The sequence below is a fragment of the Streptomyces sp. NPDC008092 genome (assembly GCF_042957285.1).
Classification (GTDB): domain Bacteria; phylum Actinomycetota; class Actinomycetes; order Streptomycetales; family Streptomycetaceae; genus Streptomyces.
This window is the reverse complement of record NZ_JBIBHY010000010.1, coordinates 103881-120543: the sequence shown is the minus strand read 5'-3', so window position 1 is coordinate 120543 and position 16663 is coordinate 103881. Positions and strand designations below refer to the sequence as shown.

Sequence of the window (16663 nt, the reverse complement as noted above, 5' to 3'; positions counted from 1 at the left end):
GTGAAGTGCGCAGACCGATCGCAAGATGTTCGAGGCGAGGGCACACCATGGACGCTCCGACCACCACGTCGGCGGGCAACGACGGGGCCGGCGGAGGCAACTGGTTCACGTCCCACGGCAGCCCCGCGGTCGACCCCTCGGCAGGGCCTCCGGGCGTGGCGCCGGGGGCCGGGCAGGAACCGCCCCAGGGCAGCCCTCTCGTGCCTGCAGAGCCCCGGGAGCGAATACGGCAGACGGCGGAACCGACGCGCCTTCAGGGAGCCGCTCAGGCCCCGTCCGGCGGACAGTACGCAGTACCCGGCCCCTTCGCTCCCGCGACCGGACATCCTGCACCCGGTTCCTTCGAACAACGCGTCCCGCCGCCGCGGAGCGCGCAGCAGCCGCAGGACGCCTCCCCGGACGCGATCCGCATCCGCAGCACCATGGCCGAGATCGGTCCGATCGCCGACAAGGTCACCTCGTACTTCTACGCCCTGCTCTTCGTCCGTCACCCCGAACTGCGTCCGCTGTTCCCGGCCGCCATGGACACCCAGCGGGACCGGCTGCTGAAGGCGCTGCTCACCGCGGCCGAGCACATCGACAACCCGCCCGTCCTGGTCGAGTACCTCCAGAACCTGGGCCGCGGCCACCGCAAGTACGGCACCCGGCCCGAGCACTACCCGGTCGTCGGGGAGTGCCTCATCGGCGCACTGAGCAGGTACGCCTCGGGCAGCTGGGACCCCGAGACGGAGGCGGCCTGGGTACGGGCGTACACGACGATGTCCCAGGTGATGATCGACGCGGCGGCCACGGACGAACTGCGCGCGCCGGCCTGGTGGCACGCGGAGATCGTCGCCCACGACCTCAGGACCGCGGACGTCGCGGTGCTCACGCTCCGTCCGGACCAGCCGTACCCCTTCCTCGCCGGGCAGTACGCGAGCCTGGAGACACCTTGGTGGCCGCGGGTGTGGCGGCACTACTCCTTCGCCTCCGCGCCCCGCTCGGACGGCCTGCTCACGTTCCATGTGAAGGCCGTCCCGGCAGGCTGGGTCTCCAACTCGCTGGTGCACCGCGCCCGTCCCGGTGACGTCGTCCGCCTCGGGCCGGCCGGTGGCTCGATGACCGTCGACCACACGCGGGACAACGGACTGCTCTGCCTGGGCGGCGGCACCGGCATCGCACCCATCAAGGCGATGGTCGAGGACATCGCCGAGCGCGGCTCACGCCGCCCGGTCGAGGTGTTCTACGGCGCCCGTACCGACCACGACCTGTACGACATCGACACCCTGCTCCGGCTCCAGCAGAGCCATCCCTGGCTCGCGGTCCGCGCGGTCGTCGACCAGCGGGCGCACCTCCAGCTCCCCGACGCCATACGCGGCTACGGCCCGTGGATCGAGTACGACGCCTATCTCTCCGGTCCGCCCGGCATGATCCGCAACGGGATCACCGCGCTCCGGGCCGCCGGCATCCCCGCGCACCGCATCCGGCACGACTCGGTCGAGGAACTGGTCGTCGTCGGCGACTGACCCGTCACCCGAGATCGGGAGCGTGCATGGCCCGCACGCCCTCGATGTTGCCGTCCAGGTAGTGCCGCAGCGACAGCGGTACGAGATGGACGGAGGCGATCCCGACACGGGTGAAGGGGACCCGCACGATCTCGTACTCGCCGGCGGGTTCGTCGACTTCGGGGCCGTGCCGCAGGGCCGGGTCCATGGACTCCAGCCGGCAGACGAAGAAGTGCTGCACCTTCACACCGGTCGCGCTGCCGCTGTCACCGATGTGCTCCACGGTGTCCACGAAGCAGGGCACCACATCGGTGATCTTGGCGCCGAGCTCCTCGTCCACCTCGCGGTGCAGGGCGTCGACGACGGTGGTGTCCTCCGGCTCGACCCCGCCACCAGGCGTAACCCAGTAGGGATCGACACCGGGCTTGGTGCGCTTGATCAGAATCAGGTCGTCGCCGTCCAGGAGAACGGCACGGGCGGTGCGCTTGACCACGGGTCGGACGGTCATGGGAGAAATGTGGCCCAGCTGGTTCCACGTGAAACATCGCGAAGCGCCACCGTGCGGCCGCATTGCGTCAACTCCGCAGGAAGTGCTCAGCCCCAGTCCGCGGACGCATGCTGGAGCCACTCGTGGGCACGTGCCACATGCGGCATGGCGAGCGTGCCGGTGCGCACCACCAGGAAGTACGTCCGGAGCGGAGGCACCGCGGGATCGTGCAGTGCCACGACCTCTCCGCGTTCCAGTGCGGCCGTGCACAGATACCGGGGCAGCACGGCGAGGCCGGCGCCCGCGACCGTACAGGCGAGCACCGCGCGCAGATCAGGCACCACGACCGTCCCCGAGGCGGCTGGACGCATGTCGAAGACGGAGCCCCAGTAGCGCGAGACGAACGGCAGAGACTCGTGGACCTCGACGACCGGGAGGTTCTCCAGGGCGGCCGCGCCCTTGCCGCGTACCGTGCCGGGGCCGATCTCCTCGGCCCAGCGCGGGGCGGCGACCAGTACATGCTCCTCGTCGCAGAGTGCGGCGGCGGTGAGCAGGGCGCCGCGCGGCCGGATGGTACTGATGGCCAGGTCGTGGTGGCCGGCGGACAGCCCCTCCAGGGTTTCCTCGGCGTTCCCGAACGAGGCACGCAGTGCGAAGCCCTGGCCGTCGTCCCCGGCGAGTTCCGCGAGAGCGGGGAGGGCGCGCTCGGCGGTGAACTCGGGTGGACCGGCGAGGTGCAGGGTGCGCACCGAGGAGTCGTCATCGAGACCGCGTTCCGCTATCTCCACGAGGGCGTCGAGATGCGGGGCGGCCTTGTGGGCGAGTTCGTCGCCGATGGTCGTGGGGGTCACCCCGCGGGCCTGGCGCAGGAAGAGCGGTCGGCCCAGTTGCCGTTCCAGGGTCCGGATCTGGGAGGTCACGGCCGGCTGTGAGAGGCCGAGCAGGGCGGCGGCGCGGGTGAAGGAGCCGGCCCTGTGCACGGTGACGAAGGTGCGCAGCAAGGCCAGATCCATCGCACGCCCTTCCGTTCGGCCTGCCCTTTTCCGGCCTCCGGGCAGGCCCCAACTATAAATAAGTCGATAGGTCTCTGTCGCTACAGTGATTGGACACTGACGCAGAGTCAACTAGCCTTGGTCGCGCGGTTCTTGGCGCGCGAGAATCGGGACGGTCCGAGCCACGAGGGGGGAGGCTCGGACCGTCCGTTATGCGTAGCCGGACCCGTGGGGGCGTCCGTAATCCGGTCACCGGCCCGACTCGTCGAGGGCACGCAGCACATCGGCCACGAGATCCTCGGGGTCCTCGGCCCCGACCGAGAGCCGGATGAAGCCGTCCGGTACGTCGTCCCCGCCCCAGCGCCGCCGCCGTTCGGCCGTGGAACGCACCCCGCCGAAGCTCGTCGCGTCGTCGACCAGCCGCAGGGATTCGAGGAAACGCTCGGCACGCGCGCGCGTGGGCAGCGTGAAGGAGATCACCGAGCCGTAGCGGCGCATCTGCTGCGAGGCGATCTTGTGCGCGGGGTCGTCGGACAGGCCCGGGTAGCGCAGGCCGGTCACCTCGGGCCGTTCGCGCAGCGCCTCGGCGAGCAGCAGGGCGGTCGCGTTCTGCCGGTCCACCCGCAACTGGAGGGTGGCGAGGGAGCGGTGGGCCAGCCAGGCTTCCATGGGCCCCGAGATCGCCCCGACGATCTTGCGCCAGCGGCGTACCGCGGCCATGGCTTCCGTGTCGCGCCCGGCGACGTAGCCCAGCAGGACGTCTCCGTGGCCGGTGAGCTGCTTGGTGCCGCTGGCCATGGAGAAGTCGGCGCCCAGCGCCAGCGGCCGCTGGCCGAGCGGGGTGGCGAGGGTGTTGTCGACGGCGACCAGGGCGCCGCGTGCGTGTGCCGCCTCGGCGAGCCGCCGGATGTCGCAGACGTCGAGCCCGGGGTTGCACGGCGACTCGATCAGCAGCAGTTTCGCGCCGTCCAGGACGTCGAGCTGGGCGTCGCCGGCGGTCGGCGCGGTGCGCACCTCGATGCCGTACGCCTCCAGCTGGGCGCGGATCAGGGGCAGCACCTGGTAGCCGTCGGAAGGCAGCACGACCGCGTCACCGGCGCGCAGTTGGGAGAAGAGCACTGCCGCGATGGCCGCCACGCCGGATGCGAACACCAGCGTCTCCACGTCCTCGCCGGGTGCCTCCAACTCGCCGATGGCCCGTTCCAGATGGGTCCAGGTCGGGTTCTCGTCGCGGCCGTAGGCGTACGGCCCGCTCACCTCACCGGGCAGGTGGAAATGCGCGGCGAAGACCGGCCCGGGCAGAGTCGGCTCGTTCTTGACCGGCTCGGGCAGCCCCGCGCGCACCGCGCGCGTGCCCTCGCCCATGGTCGAGTCGCTCATGCCGCTGTCCCCTCCACTTCGGCCCGTACCACGGCGAGCAGACCCGTGCTCGCCGCCTCCACCATCTCAAGACACTCCTCGAAGCCGTCCAGACCGCCGTAGTACGGATCCGGTACGTCCAGGTCGTCATCGGCGGCCGGGTCGTACGAGCGCAGCAGCCGGACCTTGCGCGCGTCCTCCTCGGTGGGAGCGAGGCGGCGCAGGGACTTGAGGTGGCCGGAGTCGAGGGCGATCACGAGGTCGAGGCGGGCGAACCAGGACGCCTGGAACTGGCGGGCGGTGTGCTCGCTCTCGTAGCCGTGCTCCTCAAGGACGCGGGCGGTGCGCGGGTCGGCGCCGTCGCCCTCGTGCCAGCCGCCGGTGCCGGCGCTGTCGGCCGCCACGCGGTCGTCGAGCCCGGCCTCGGCGATACGGGCACGGAAGACGGATTCGGCCATCGGGGACCGGCAGATGTTGCCGGTGCAGACGAAGCAGACGCGGTAGGTCATCAGGCGCTCAGTCCGAGTCGGGAAGGACCATGTTGAGGGCCCAGGACACGATCGAGATGATCAGGCCGCCGAGGACGGCCGTCCAGAAGCCCTCCACGTGGAAGCTCAGGTCGAGCTTGTCGCACACCCACGACGTCAGCAGCAGCATCAGCGCGTTGACCACCAGGGTGATCAGGCCGAGCGTGAGGATGAACAGCGGGAAGGTCAGGATCTTCACGATCGGCTTGACCAGGAAGTTGACCAGGCCGAAGACCAGGGCGACCAGGATCAGCGTCCAGACCTTCTTGGCGGTGCTGTCGCCGGTCAGGGTGATCTTGTCGAGCAGCCATACGGCGACCGCAAGGGCGCCCGCGTTGGCGATCGTCTTGACTACGAAATTCTTCATGTGTCTGATCGTGGCAGAAGAGATCGGATGCAAATAGTGAGGCGAGGGCGACAACGGCGATGAAGGCATTCCGGCTGGACGAACTGGAGGCGGAGCGCGCCGCCAACGACGGGGCCTACCTGCAGTTCCTGCGGGAGCGGAACATGTCGGTCGGCCTCTACGCCCTCGACGCGGGCTCGCACGACCCGCAGCAGCCGCACAACCAGGACGAGGTCTACTTCGTCGTCAGCGGCCGTGCCGCGATCACCGTGGGCATGGAGACCACACAGGTGGCGCGGGGCAGCGTGGTGTACGTCCCGGCCGGGGTGGCCCACAAGTTCCACCACATCAGCGAGGATCTGCGGGTTCTGGTCGTCTTCTCTCCGCCCGAGGCCTGACCCCGGGCCTCGGGGTTCCCTAGGGGAAGGGTCAGGGGAGGACAAGGGATCCCGGGCCCCCGTACGACCCCTTCGCGGCTCTAGCATCGGGTGCAGGACATCGCATCGTGCGGGACGCACGAGACCGTACGTGCCGGAGCGCACGAGAAGGCGGAGGACAGGGCAATGCGAGAGATCTTCACGGGTCTGCCGTGGTGGGTGAAGTGGATCGCGGTGCCGGTCATCGCGCTGGTGGTGTTCGGCGGTCTGATCACGGCCGTGATCAGCTGGGTGGTCTTCCTGCTCTTCAAGCTGCTGATCTTCGTGGCGCTGGTCGGCGGACTGATCTACATCGTGCGCAAGTTCATGTCGAACTCCTCGTCGAAGAGCGACTGGTGAGGACCGTGGGAATCGGTGACCGGTAACAGGAGTCACCGGTTCCCTCGGGCGGGGGAAGTTTCCCGTACGGGCCGACCGGGAGCGTCGGTGGACGGTTAGAGTCGCTGACCCCCTCGCGCTCCGGGAGTGACCCTTGGCCACGCTTGACGCCACCTCCGCACCCACGGAACACCCCCCGCCCCCGACCCAACGCAGTTCCGGCACACCCCCCGTGCAGCGGCCGGCCTCGCCGGCCGACTCCGCACAGCCCCATTCGGCCACCCTCATCGGCTCTGTGCAGCGCGCGATGCGCCTGCTGGAATGCGTCGCCGGACACGAGCACGGCGCACCCGCCAAACAACTGGCCCGCGAGACCGGCCTCGCCCTGCCCACCGCCTACCACCTGCTGCGCACCCTGGTGCACGAGGGCTATCTGCGCCGCGACAAGGGGCTGTTCTTCCTCGGTGAGGCCGCGGAGCGGCTGAGCAGCAGCGGAGCACAGCAGAAACGTCGCAGCGCGGTCGTCGACACCCTCGCGCACTGGAGGGATTCGATCGGTGTCCCGGTGTACTACGCCATGTACCGGGACGGCGAGATCGAGGTCATGAGCATCTCCGACTCCGCGGCCACCCCGGCGGTCGAGGAGTGGGTCGGCTTCCGCGAGACCGGGCACGCGCACGCCGTCGGCCAGTGTCTCCTCTCCCAGCTGGACCAGGACGTCCGCCGCGACCATCTCCGCCGCTATCCCGTGCGGCCCCTCACCCCGTACACGGTCCGTGACGAGCAGACTCTGCTGCGACGGCTGGAGCGGACGCGGCGGATGGAGCCGGTGGTGGAGCGCCAGGAGTACACGCTGGGGACGGTGTGTGCGGCGATCCCCCTCACCGTCGGCACCACGGCGGGCACGATCGCCATCTCCCTCCCTCTCCACCAGGCCGACCGGCTGCTGCCCGCCGTCCGGCAGTTGCAGGCCGAAGTGGGCCGGCACCTGGGGTCGCTGGCGATCGCTATCAGTATCTGAAAACTCACTCCTTGTGATCTCCCGTGTACTTTCAGCAAGATTTGACCACCATCAAAGGGATAAAACCCGGCCAGTCGGTGTCATATGACGGGGTAGGCAATGCGCGAGTCCGTACAAGCAGAAGTCATGATGAGCTTTCTCGTCTCGGAGGAGCTCTCCTTCCGCATCCCCGTGGAGTTGCGCTACGAGACCTGTGATCCCTATGCCGTCCGGCTCACCTTCCATCTGCCCGGGGACGCCCCGGTGACCTGGGCCTTCGGCCGGGAACTGCTGATCGACGGCGTGGGGAGGCCGTGCGGGGAGGGCGATGTGCACATCGCGCCCGCCGATTCCGAGGTGCTGGGTGAGGTGCTGATCCGGCTTCAGGTCGGCGGCGACCAGGCGGTGTTCCGGTCCTCCGCGCCGCCGCTGGTGGCGTTCCTCGACCGTACGGACAAGCTGGTGCCGCTCGGCCAGGAGGGCTCGCTCGCCGATTTCGACGCCCACCTCGACGAGGCGCTGGACCGCATCCTGGCCGAGGAGCCGAGCGCCGGCTGAAGCGTGCGTCACGGCACGGGGCCGCGCGCCGCTCGTCCGGGCCGCACGAGGACGCGCAGGAACGCTTCTCCACCGGTGCACCGTCGGCGCCCCAACTCGTGGACGGCCTTCTCCCGGGCCGTCCACCGCGCCTCACCGCTTGCGGCGGCGCCCCCGCCCGCCGCGCGCCGCGGCCGGCGCGGCCTCCACGGGCACGGCCGCCTCGGCGCCCGGCCGGTCGGCCGACACCACCAGGGCCGCGAGCAGCGTGGTGACCGGCACCGAGGCGACCAGGCCGATCGAGCCGACCAGCGTGCGCACGATCTCCTCGGCCACCAGCTCGCTGTTGGCGACCGTGGCCACACTGCTCTGCGCGATCGAGAAGAGCAGCAGCAGGGGGAGTGCGGCGCCCGCGTAGGCCAGCACGAGGGTGTTGACGACAGAGGCGATGTGATCGCGGCCGATGCGGATGCCCGCCCGGTACAGCCCACGCCAGCCCATCGTCGGGTTGGCCTCGTGCAGCTCCCAGACGGCCGAGGTCTGGGTCACCGTCACGTCGTCCAGGACACCCAGCGAACCGATGATGACACCGGCCAGCAGCAGGCCGCTCATGTCGATCGAGGGGTACAGGCCGTGGATCAGGCCGGTGTTGTCATCGGTGTTGCCGGTGAGCGCGGCCCAGTCGATGAACTCCGAGCCGAGCAGGCCGATCAGGCAGAGCGAGACCAGTGTGCCGAGCACCGCCACCGAGGTCCTGGCCGACAGCCCGTGGCAGATGTACAGGGCGATCAGCATGATGGCGCTCGACCCGACCACCGCCATCAGCAGCGGGTTCGAGCCCTGCAGGATCCCCGGCAGGATGAACATGGTCAGCACCAGGAAGCTGACGGCCAGCGCGACCAGCGCCATCACGCCGCGCAGCCGGCCCACCACCACGACGGCGAGCGCGAAGATCCCGGCGAGCAGCGCCATCGGGAACTTCCGGTTCACGTCGGTGACCGAGTACTGCAGGTCCTTGGGTGCGGAGGGCTCGTACGCGGCCACCACCTGCTCGCCCTCGTGCAACTGCCGCGACTGGTCGGGCTGCACGATCTCGGTGAAGGTACGGCCCTTGTCCTTGCCGGTGTCGACCCGGACCGTGGCCTTCTTGCAGGTGCTGTCCTCCTCCTTCGAGGAAGTGCCGTCGGTGGAGGCGTCGCCGGTCGAGCCGCCTCCGGAGGCGTTGACCGACTTGCAGCTGACCGAGACGACCTTGGTGACCGTCGCCGCCTGCGTCTGGCGGTCGAAGCCGACGCCGGTGCGCTCGTGCGGCGGGGCACCGCCTGGCCACAGCACCACCAGGCCGACCACGACCGCGGCGGTGAAGGGGATGAGGATCGCCGCGATGACCTTCCGCAGATGCTTGGAGACGGGCGCGGCGGGACCGTGGCTGTGGCTGTGGCTGTGCCCGTGCGAGTGGCCATGACCGCCGCCGGGCCCGGAGCCGCCCTGTTCGGGGCCTGCACCGGGCGAATGGCCATGAGACCGGCCGTGGGGCGCGTGGCCCTGTGCCTCGGCGCGGCCGTGGGCATGGCCGTTGTCGTCATGCCGGGCGTGGCTGAGGGCCTGCCCGTGGCCGTACGGCTCGCCCTGCCCGTGGATGTGTCCGTCACCGGCACCATGGCCCCCGTGGCCGGTTCCGCCGCCCTGCGTGGCGCCGTTGCCGCGCCGCGGGTCGGGGGGCGGATAGGGGTGCTGCTGTGTCGAGGTCACCGCCCGATCATCGCAAGAACGGCAGGGGCCCTCTGTTCACCGCGCCCGAATTGACGCTAGCGTGGAGGCACCTTTGCACACGCGGGAGCTCGGAGCACCGGGCTGAGAGGGCGCTGACCTCCGTATTCGCGATGTTTCACGTGGAACGAGTGATGTTTCACAGGAAATGCCGCCCGACGGAAGCCGCTGCGTCGACCGCTGAACCTGTTACCGGGTAATGCCGGCGTAGGGAGTAGGTCTCATGACCAACAAGGACGTACGCACGCCTGCCTTCGGCCAGGACGAACAGCCCATTGCGGGCGAACCGTCCCCGGAGGCCGGGAAGTCCATCGGCTGGCACAAGGGGTATGTCGAGGGCTCCCGCCCCGACCTGCGCGTGCCGGTCCGTCAGGTGCATCTCACCAACGGGCAGTCGGTCACGCTCTACGACACCTCGGGCCCGTACACCGATCCGCTCGTCGAGACCGACGTCCGCAGGGGACTGCCGCCGCTGCGGGAGAACTGGATCGTCGCCCGCGGTGACACCGAGGAGTACGCGGGCCGTCCCGTCCGTCCCGAGGACGACGGGATCAAGCACACCTCGCCGCGGGGTGGCCTGCGCAACCTGGACGCGGTCTTCCCGGGCCGTCCGCGCCAGCCGCGCCGCAGCCGGGGAGGCGAGGCGGTCACGCAGCTCGCGTACGCCCGCCGGGGCGAGATCACCCCGGAGATGGAGTACGTGGCCATCCGCGAGAACGTTTCTCCCGAGGTGGTCCGCGAGGAGATCGCGGCGGGCAGGGCCGTACTGCCCGCCAACGTCAACCACCCGGAGATCGAGCCGATGATCATCGGCAAGCGGTTCCTGGTGAAGGTCAACGCCAACATCGGCAACTCCGCGGTCACCTCCTCCATCGAGGAGGAGGTCGAGAAGATGACCTGGGCGACCCGCTGGGGCGCCGACACGGTCATGGACCTGTCCACCGGCCGCAACATCCACACCACCCGCGAGTGGGTGCTGCGCAACTCCCCCGTCCCCATCGGCACGGTGCCGCTCTACCAGGCGCTGGAGAAGGTCGACGGCCGGGCCGAGGAACTGACCTGGGACATCTACAAGGACACGGTCGTCGAACAGGCCGAACAGGGCGTGGACTACATGACCGTCCACGCGGGCGTGCGTCTGCCGTACGTGCCGCTCACGGCCAACCGCAAGACCGGCATCGTCTCGCGCGGCGGCTCGATCATGGCGGCCTGGTGCCTCGCGCACCACAAGGAGTCGTTCCTGTACGAGAACTTCGAGGAACTCTGCGAGATCCTCGCTGCCTACGACGTCACGTACTCGCTGGGCGACGGGCTGCGCCCCGGCTCCATCGCGGACGCCAACGACGAGGCCCAGTTCGCGGAGCTGCGCACGCTCGGGGAACTCAACCGGATCGCGAAGCGTTTCCATGTACAGACGATGATCGAGGGCCCGGGCCATGTCCCGATGCACAAGATCAAGGAGAACATCGACCTTCAGCAGGAGATCTGCGATGAAGCTCCGTTCTATACGCTCGGCCCGCTGACCACGGACGTCGCGCCGGCGTACGACCACATCACCTCCGGCATCGGTGCCGCGATGATCGCTTGGTGGGGCACGGCGATGCTCTGCTATGTCACGCCGAAGGAGCACCTGGGCCTGCCCAACCGGGACGACGTCAAGACCGGCGTCATCACCTACAAGATCGCAGCCCACGCGGCCGACCTCGCCAAGGGCCACCCGGGCGCCCAGGACTGGGACGACGCGCTGTCCGACGCCCGCTTCGAGTTCCGGTGGGAGGACCAGTTCAACCTCGCCCTGGACCCGGACACGGCCCGCGAGTTCCACGACGAGACGCTTCCGGCGGAGCCGGCGAAGACCGCCCATTTCTGCTCGATGTGCGGGCCGAAGTTCTGCTCGATGAAGATCAGCCAGACCATCACGGAGCGGTTCGGTGGTGCGGCGGCTGAGGGTGCGTCGCCCGAGGAGGTCGCGGAGGGGATGCTCCAGAAGTCGAAGGAGTTCGCGGCGAGCGGGAACCGGGTGTATCTGCCGATCGCGGAGTGACGGCGGGTCCGTGAGTGTGCCGGAGACCTGGGGAATGCGCTGCCGCGATCGCGCAGAGGGGCGGTGGCGTCATGCCGAGGACCGGGGTGGGCACGGCCGGGCCGGGTGTCCGGCCTGCGCCCCCTGGCCGGGGGCGCAAGCCGGGTTATTCCGGCTGGTGTTCCGGGCCTCCGAAGTCCGGGCTGGTGTAGTCCGGGCTGGTGAAGCTCGGGCGGGGGGCGGGGGCGGAGCCGTTGTCGGTGCTGAAGCCGGGGCGGTCGTAACCGAGGCGCGGCATCCGGCCCGCCGGGCCCGACGGGGCGGTACGGCGCAGTCCGGCCGTGCCGGTGTCGGCGGCCAGCGCTTCCCGCAGGAAGGGCAGGATGCCGCGCTCCAGCAGGGCGTCCCGCCAGGCCTCCCGGGCCTTGGCCACCTCCCCGCCGGGTTCGCCGTAGGCTCCGGCCTCCAGCGAGGGGCTGTTGCGCAGTGCGGTGAGCAGCAGTCCCGCGCCGGCCATGATGATGGCGGCCGCGGTCACGACGCCGAAGACCCAGCCCGCGGTGAGCATGGTCTGGGCGAACGCCGGCGCCGGGTCCAGCATCTTCAGGACGTAGCCGACGAGCAGGAAGATCGCGGCAGCGGTGCCGGCCAGTACCGGCGCCAGGACCAGGGCGAGGGCGAATCCTCCGGCGCCGGTGGTCTCGGCGGCCTCGCCGAGGGTGGTGGCGAGCCCCATCGCGCCGCCCGCGCCCGGCTCCGCGGAGCCGGACTCGTGGACGGCGGCCGGGGTGGACCGCGCCGGGTTGCGCAGTTCCTCGCGGACCTTCACATAGTGCTGGTACTCGGTCGCCGCGGCCGCCGCGATCAGTGCGGTGGCGTTGAGCGCCATGGTGCGCAGCTGTTCGGTGTTCAGACGCTGGCCTATACCGGCCAGTTCGGGACGGTACGGGGCGGAGCGCAGCGCCTCATCGAGGATCCGCTCGTATTCCTGGCGGTCCTCGCTGTGCAGGTGCTGCGGAACGCTGTTCATGTGCATCCCCCGATGCTCCGTAGGGCTGGTAGCTCGCACGCCGGCGAGCCGTCGGGCAGAAACGGAGGGGAGCCTGCTACGGATAAACCGATGGTAGAGCCGTTACGGCACGCGGTGACAGGGGGTTGCCGGAAATTGGGGGTGGCCCGTGTGTGACGTCGGGGGGATGAAACTGCCCGTCTGACGCTCAGGTGTTCAGCGGGAGTTGCCTCACCAGCAGCTTTCCGGCCATGGTCACGCCGCCGTCCATGGCGATGGCGAGCCCGTCGGCGTAGACGTGCGGTCCCTCGACAACGGGGCCGCTGCCCTCTTCGCCCTCTTCGGAGCCGACTTCGCCCAGCAGATAGGGAATCGGGCTGTGCCCGTGAACGATGCGGGTACCGCCGTACGTATCGAGGAGGGAACGGACGGCGTCTGCACCCCCCTCGTCGCGGAAGGAGAAGCGCTTGGTGAACTTCCGGAACAGATCCCACACCTCGTCCGCGTCGTTACGCGTGATGGTCTCGCGGACGGTGTCGTTGACCGCCTCGATCGAGTCGCCGTAGTCGAGGTAGGCGGTGGTGTCGGAGTGGACCAGCAGGTAGCCGTCGACCTCCTCGACGGCGTCCAGCCGGGCCATCCACTGCAGGTGGTGGTCCTGGAGCCGGTCCATGTCGGTCTTCTGGCCGCCGTTGAGCAGCCAGGCCGCCTGGAAGGTGGCGGTGCCCGCACCGGAGTTGACGGGGGTGTCGCCGAACCGCTTCGCGCCGAGCAGCAGCAGCTCGTGGTTGCCCATCAGGGCCTTGCAGTAGCCGCCGGCCGCGGCCGCCTCGGCGGACAGCCGCATCACCAGGTCGATGACGCCGATACCGTCCGGACCCCGGTCGGTGAAGTCGCCGAGGAACCAGAGCCGGGCGGTGCCCGCGCACCACTGCCCGTCCGCGTCGATCAGGCCCTGCTCCCGCAGCGCGGCGAGCAGCTCGTCGAAGTACCCGTGCACGTCGCCGACGACGTACAACGGGCCGGGACCGTCCGCGGGCTGCGCGGCCGGGGCGGCGGCCGGTTCGACGGGCGTCTGGAGCGTGTCGCCGCGGTTGATGACCGGCAGGTCGCGCTGGGTGGGCGTGTACCCGTCCGGATACCCCTCGGGGTACATGTCGTCGAGGGGCGGGACGACGTCACCGGGGTGGGTGCTGGCGACGTACGGACCGGTCTCGTTGACGTACCCGGGCACCCGGAAGTCGCGCAACGTCGCCGTCCGCTCCGTCTCGGGTCCCTGACCGGCCCCCTGAGTCATCAGACCCCTCCACCATCGCGCCGCATCTGCACCGCTTCGGACTGCCTGGTCGCAGCGGCCCGCGGTGTCGTGGGCCCATCATAGGAATGCCCGTCGCGCCGTGTGATGACCCAGGGGTGGTGAATCCGGGCAGGACTCCAGTTCAGCGTGGCTTTCGCCCCGGTTGGGCAGGGGTTCGACCACCCGCCGATCGGCTGCCGGCCGTCGTGCGACGACGCCCGGCAGCCGCGCCGCCCCGTTCTCCGCGTGTCCGTGCTACCCCTCCTCGGGTGCCCGCGGCGGGCTGACCGTGGTGCGCTGCGTGCGTCGCTGGGAGGAGGTACGCACGATCAGTTCGGTCGGTATCACCTGCTCGACCGGCTGGTCCGAATCGACCCCCTCGATCGCGTCGATGAGCAGCTGCACCACCGCCGTGCCGATGCGGCGCGGCTTCAGGGAGAGCGTGGTGATGGGCGGCTCGGTGTTGGCGTACACGGTCGACTCGCTGCAGCACACCAGGAGCAGGTCGTCGGGGACGCGCAGCCCGTAGCGGCGGGCGGCGGCCAGCAGGTCGGTGCCGTTGGGGTCGAACAGCCCGTAGACGGCGTCGGGGCGGTCCGGCCGGGCGAGCAGCCGGTCGGCCGCGACGGCGCCCGCGCACGGGTCGTGCGCCGGGTAGGCCTCGTAGACCGGGTCCTGGCCGACGCGCTCGCACCAGCGCAGGTAGGCGGTGGTCGACAGGTGCGTGTACGTGTCCGTGGTGGTGCCCGTGAGCAGGCCGATCCGGCGGGCTCCCGCGTCGGCGAGGTGGTCGAGGATGCCGAGCACGGCGGCCTCGTGGTCGTTGTCCACCCAGGCGGTGACCGGGAGCGAGCCGGCCGGGCGGCCGTCGGAGACCACCGGCAGGCCCTGCCGGACCAGTTCGCTGACCACCGGGTCCTGGTCGGAGGGGTCGATGACGACCGTGCCGTCCAGGGCCACGTTCGACCACACGTCGTGCCGTGAGGTGGCGGGCAGGATGACGAGGGCGTAGCCGCGGGCGAGCGCGGCCGAGGTGGCGGCCCGCGCCATCTCGGCGAAGTACGCGAACTCGGTGAAGGTGAAAGGTTCATCCCCGTACGTCGTCACAGTCAGGCCGATGAGGCCGGACTTGCCGGTACGGAGGGTGCGGGCGGCGGCCGAGGGGCGGTACCCCAGCCGGTCGGCGACCTCTCTGACGTGGCGGCGGGTGGCATCCGGGAGCCGCCCTTTGCCGTTCAGGGCGTCGGAGACGGTCGTGATGGAGACTCCGGCGGCGGCGGCGACGTCTCTGATGCCCGCCCGGCCCGGCCGGCTGCCTCGCCGAGAGGTTTCCGCGCGGCTCACCTGGTGCTTCCCTGCTGCTGTCATGGCGAGCCGATAGTAGGGCTCATGCGGTGGGGTAGTGCGGACGCATATGCACGCGTTGACAGGCACGTTTCTGCAAGGTCAATATGGGTCAACTACCTTAGAAAGAAAGTCAGTTGAACGATCCAATGGTAGGACGTGACTTGTCGGCACGCATGGGCCTGCCAAGTGCCCGATGTTTCGAAGAGGTCTCAACTCACCTGCACGGGTGATGCGCGCTACGGCGTGAGCCACCGGCGCGTAGATATATGTAAGGCGCGCCCCCGATAAATGCGCCTTCGTACGGTGATGCCCGTGATGCCAGTGGTACGGATGAGGTTCGCCGTTCCGGCTCCCCCGTCCTCGCGCCGCGGTGCCGGTCCGGTTCTTCGTGCCCTCTTCCGCAGTACGCAGCGGCGCCGAATCCTCATAAGGTGAGCAGTATTGGATGCCGGCGGCGCGGACGGTCCGCCGGTGGTCGCGAGGAGGACTGCGGTGAGCGAGACGAGCCCCAAGCTGCGCACCGAGCTGGAGGGTATCCCCACCTACAAGCCGGGCAGGCCGGCGGCGGCCGGCGGCCCGGTCGCGTACAAGCTCTCCTCCAACGAGAACCCGTATCCCCCGCTGCCCGGCGTGATGGAGTCCGTCACCGCGGCCGCCTCCTCGTTCAACCGCTACCCGGACATGGCGTGCACCGGGCTGATGAACGAGCTCTCGGACCGCTTCGGCGTGCCGCTCGGGCACCTGGCCACCGGCACCGGGTCGGTCGGTGTCGCCCAGCAGCTGATCCAGGCCACCAGCGGGCCCGGCGACGAGGTGATCTACGCGTGGCGGTCTTTCGAGGCTTATCCGATCATCACGCAGATCAGCGGTGCCCGGTCGGTCCAGGTGCCGCTCACGCCCGGTGATGTGCACGACCTGGACGCGATGGCGGACGCCATCACCGACCGCACCCGCCTGATCTTCGTCTGCAACCCCAACAACCCGACCGGCACCGTCGTGAAGCGGGCCGAGCTGGAGCGGTTCCTGGACCGGGTGCCGAGCGACGTGCTGGTGGTCCTCGACGAGGCCTACCGGGAGTTCATCCGCGATCCCGAGGTGCCGGACGGCGTCGAGATCTACCGTGAGCGGCCGAACGTCTGCGTACTGCGGACCTTCTCCAAGGCGTACGGCCTCGCCGGGCTGCGCGTCGGCTTCGCGATCGCGCACGAGCCGGTGGCTGCGGCGCTGCGCAAGACGGCGGTCCCCTTCGGCGTGAGCCAGCTCGCCCAGGAGGCGGCGATCGCCTCGCTGCAGGCGGAGGACGAGTTGCTGGGCCGGGTCGGCTCGCTGGTGTGCGAGCGGCAGCGCGTGGTCGGGGCGTTGCGCGGGCAGGGCTGGACGGTGCCGGAGACCCAGGCCAACTTCGTGTGGCTGCGGCTGGGGGAGCGGACGACGGCCTTCGCGCAGCTCTGCGAGGAGCACGGTGTGGTCGTCCGGCCGTTCCCGGGCGAGGGCGTGCGGGTGACCGTCGGCGAGACCGAGGCGAACGACATCTTCGTGAAGGTGGCGGAGGCGTTCCGCAAGGAGCTGTAGCGCCCGAGGGACCGCACGGGAGGCTCCCCGCGGTCCGGAGCTGTCAGACGTGCGGGGCCGCACGGCCGGGACGAGGGCCGAGCGGCCCCGTTCGCATGCCCCGCAGGGGCCGGACGGCTCAAGTGCGACCCCCCTTCGATGTTCGAGAGTGAGTGCGC

Annotated in this window: 16 protein-coding genes and 1 riboswitch; of the genes, 7 read left to right on the top strand and 9 right to left on the bottom strand. The window is 70.1% G+C overall.

All coding sequences use genetic code 11. The features are described from left to right. Positions 1 to 47: 47 nt before the first annotated feature. Positions 48 to 1505, top strand: a complete 1458-nt coding sequence (locus tag ACFZB3_RS30450; RefSeq protein WP_391380874.1) for a globin domain-containing protein — start codon at positions 48 to 50, stop codon at positions 1503 to 1505. 4 nt (positions 1506 to 1509) lie between these two features. Here ACFZB3_RS30450 and ACFZB3_RS30445 read toward each other — a convergent pair whose 3' ends face one another. From ACFZB3_RS30445 to ACFZB3_RS30425, 5 genes are all read right to left on the bottom strand, one after another. Next, a complete protein-coding gene (locus ACFZB3_RS30445) occupies positions 1510 to 1992 on the bottom strand; it encodes an NUDIX domain-containing protein (protein WP_294011603.1) in 483 nt (160 codons plus the stop codon). Between the two features lie 86 nt (positions 1993 to 2078). Beyond that, positions 2079 to 2984, bottom strand: a complete 906-nt coding sequence (locus tag ACFZB3_RS30440) for a LysR family transcriptional regulator (RefSeq protein ID WP_391380872.1) — start codon at positions 2982 to 2984, stop codon at positions 2079 to 2081. 228 nt (positions 2985 to 3212) lie between these two features. Next, complete coding sequence (locus ACFZB3_RS30435) at positions 3213 to 4343, bottom strand: cystathionine gamma-lyase (RefSeq protein ID WP_391380869.1); 1131 nt, start codon at positions 4341 to 4343, stop codon at positions 3213 to 3215. After that, a complete protein-coding gene (locus tag ACFZB3_RS30430; RefSeq protein ID WP_391380867.1) occupies positions 4340 to 4831 on the bottom strand; it encodes a low molecular weight protein-tyrosine-phosphatase in 492 nt (163 codons plus the stop codon). Before ACFZB3_RS30430 ends, ACFZB3_RS30435 begins: the two co-directional genes overlap by 4 nt. A gap of 7 nt (positions 4832 to 4838) precedes the next feature. Then, positions 4839 to 5216, bottom strand: a complete 378-nt coding sequence (locus ACFZB3_RS30425; protein ID WP_351706038.1) for a phage holin family protein — start codon at positions 5214 to 5216, stop codon at positions 4839 to 4841. A 59-nt stretch (positions 5217 to 5275) separates the two neighbouring features. Between ACFZB3_RS30425 and ACFZB3_RS30420 the strand changes: the two genes are divergently transcribed. The 4 genes from ACFZB3_RS30420 to ACFZB3_RS30405 all read left to right on the top strand — a co-directional run bounded on the left by ACFZB3_RS30420 (position 5276) and on the right by ACFZB3_RS30405 (position 7508). Continuing rightward, the gene (locus ACFZB3_RS30420; protein ID WP_089100494.1) at positions 5276 to 5593 is read left to right on the top strand and encodes a cupin domain-containing protein; all 318 of its coding nucleotides are present in this window, start codon (positions 5276 to 5278) and stop codon (positions 5591 to 5593) included. A 165-nt stretch (positions 5594 to 5758) separates the two neighbouring features. Continuing rightward, positions 5759 to 5971: a DUF5326 family protein gene (locus ACFZB3_RS30415; protein WP_089100495.1), complete on the top strand. Its 213-nt coding sequence runs from the start codon at positions 5759 to 5761 to the stop codon at positions 5969 to 5971. Positions 5972 to 6104: 133 nt separating this feature from the next. Then, entirely contained in the window at positions 6105 to 6971 is an 867-nt protein-coding gene (locus tag ACFZB3_RS30410) for a helix-turn-helix domain-containing protein (protein WP_391380864.1), read from the top strand. Positions 6972 to 7070: 99 nt separating this feature from the next. After that, on the top strand, positions 7071 to 7508 hold the full coding sequence (locus tag ACFZB3_RS30405) for an SsgA family sporulation/cell division regulator (protein ID WP_351706050.1): 438 nt from the start codon (positions 7071 to 7073) through the stop codon (positions 7506 to 7508). Positions 7509 to 7640: 132 nt separating this feature from the next. Here the strand turns inward: ACFZB3_RS30405 and ACFZB3_RS30400 are convergent, their stop codons facing one another. Then, positions 7641 to 9239, bottom strand: a complete 1599-nt coding sequence (locus tag ACFZB3_RS30400) for a YibE/F family protein (protein ID WP_391380861.1) — start codon at positions 9237 to 9239, stop codon at positions 7641 to 7643. Between the two features lie 71 nt (positions 9240 to 9310). Continuing rightward, positions 9311 to 9488: riboswitch (TPP riboswitch) on the top strand. On the opposite strand from ACFZB3_RS30400, the gene thiC reads away from it, so the two are divergent. Further along, the gene (thiC, locus tag ACFZB3_RS30395; RefSeq protein WP_391380859.1) at positions 9481 to 11301 is read left to right on the top strand and encodes a phosphomethylpyrimidine synthase ThiC; all 1821 of its coding nucleotides are present in this window, start codon (positions 9481 to 9483) and stop codon (positions 11299 to 11301) included. It overlaps the preceding riboswitch by 8 nt. 145 nt (positions 11302 to 11446) lie before the next feature. Here thiC and ACFZB3_RS30390 read toward each other — a convergent pair whose 3' ends face one another. From ACFZB3_RS30390 to ACFZB3_RS30380, 3 genes are all read right to left on the bottom strand, one after another. Next, complete coding sequence (locus ACFZB3_RS30390; RefSeq protein WP_391380855.1) at positions 11447 to 12316, bottom strand: hypothetical protein; 870 nt, start codon at positions 12314 to 12316, stop codon at positions 11447 to 11449. A 181-nt stretch (positions 12317 to 12497) separates the two neighbouring features. Then, entirely contained in the window at positions 12498 to 13586 is a 1089-nt protein-coding gene (locus ACFZB3_RS30385; RefSeq protein ID WP_391380853.1) for a metallophosphoesterase, read from the bottom strand. Positions 13587 to 13841: 255 nt separating this feature from the next. Beyond that, on the bottom strand, positions 13842 to 14954 hold the full coding sequence (locus tag ACFZB3_RS30380; RefSeq protein WP_391380851.1) for a substrate-binding domain-containing protein: 1113 nt from the start codon (positions 14952 to 14954) through the stop codon (positions 13842 to 13844). 471 nt (positions 14955 to 15425) lie between these two features. Between ACFZB3_RS30380 and hisC the strand changes: the two genes are divergently transcribed. Then, entirely contained in the window at positions 15426 to 16505 is a 1080-nt protein-coding gene (gene hisC / locus ACFZB3_RS30375) for a histidinol-phosphate transaminase (protein WP_391380849.1), read from the top strand. Positions 16506 to 16663: the final 158 nt, after the last annotated feature.

Bases quoted from the DNA above. Each gene is read 5' to 3' on its own strand.
- ACFZB3_RS30450 (WP_391380874.1), top strand. From the start codon at position 48: ATGGACGCTCCGACCACCACGTCGGCGGGCAACGACGGGGCCGGCGGA.
- ACFZB3_RS30385 (WP_391380853.1), bottom strand. From the start codon at position 13,586: ATGACTCAGGGGGCCGGTCAGGGACCCGAGACGGAGCGGACGGCGACG.
- ACFZB3_RS30420 (WP_089100494.1), top strand. From the start codon at position 5,276: ATGAAGGCATTCCGGCTGGACGAACTGGAGGCGGAGCGCGCCGCCAAC.
- thiC (WP_391380859.1), top strand. From the start codon at position 9,481: ATGACCAACAAGGACGTACGCACGCCTGCCTTCGGCCAGGACGAACAG.
- ACFZB3_RS30430 (WP_391380867.1), bottom strand. From the start codon at position 4,831: ATGACCTACCGCGTCTGCTTCGTCTGCACCGGCAACATCTGCCGGTCC.
- ACFZB3_RS30390 (WP_391380855.1), bottom strand. From the start codon at position 12,316: ATGCACATGAACAGCGTTCCGCAGCACCTGCACAGCGAGGACCGCCAG.
- ACFZB3_RS30415 (WP_089100495.1), top strand. From the start codon at position 5,759: ATGCGAGAGATCTTCACGGGTCTGCCGTGGTGGGTGAAGTGGATCGCG.
- ACFZB3_RS30435 (WP_391380869.1), bottom strand. From the start codon at position 4,343: ATGAGCGACTCGACCATGGGCGAGGGCACGCGCGCGGTGCGCGCGGGG.
- ACFZB3_RS30445 (WP_294011603.1), bottom strand. From the start codon at position 1,992: ATGACCGTCCGACCCGTGGTCAAGCGCACCGCCCGTGCCGTTCTCCTG.
- ACFZB3_RS30405 (WP_351706050.1), top strand. From the start codon at position 7,071: ATGCGCGAGTCCGTACAAGCAGAAGTCATGATGAGCTTTCTCGTCTCG.
- ACFZB3_RS30380 (WP_391380851.1), bottom strand. From the start codon at position 14,954: ATGACAGCAGCAGGGAAGCACCAGGTGAGCCGCGCGGAAACCTCTCGG.
- ACFZB3_RS30440 (WP_391380872.1), bottom strand. From the start codon at position 2,984: ATGGATCTGGCCTTGCTGCGCACCTTCGTCACCGTGCACAGGGCCGGC.
- ACFZB3_RS30425 (WP_351706038.1), bottom strand. From the start codon at position 5,216: ATGAAGAATTTCGTAGTCAAGACGATCGCCAACGCGGGCGCCCTTGCG.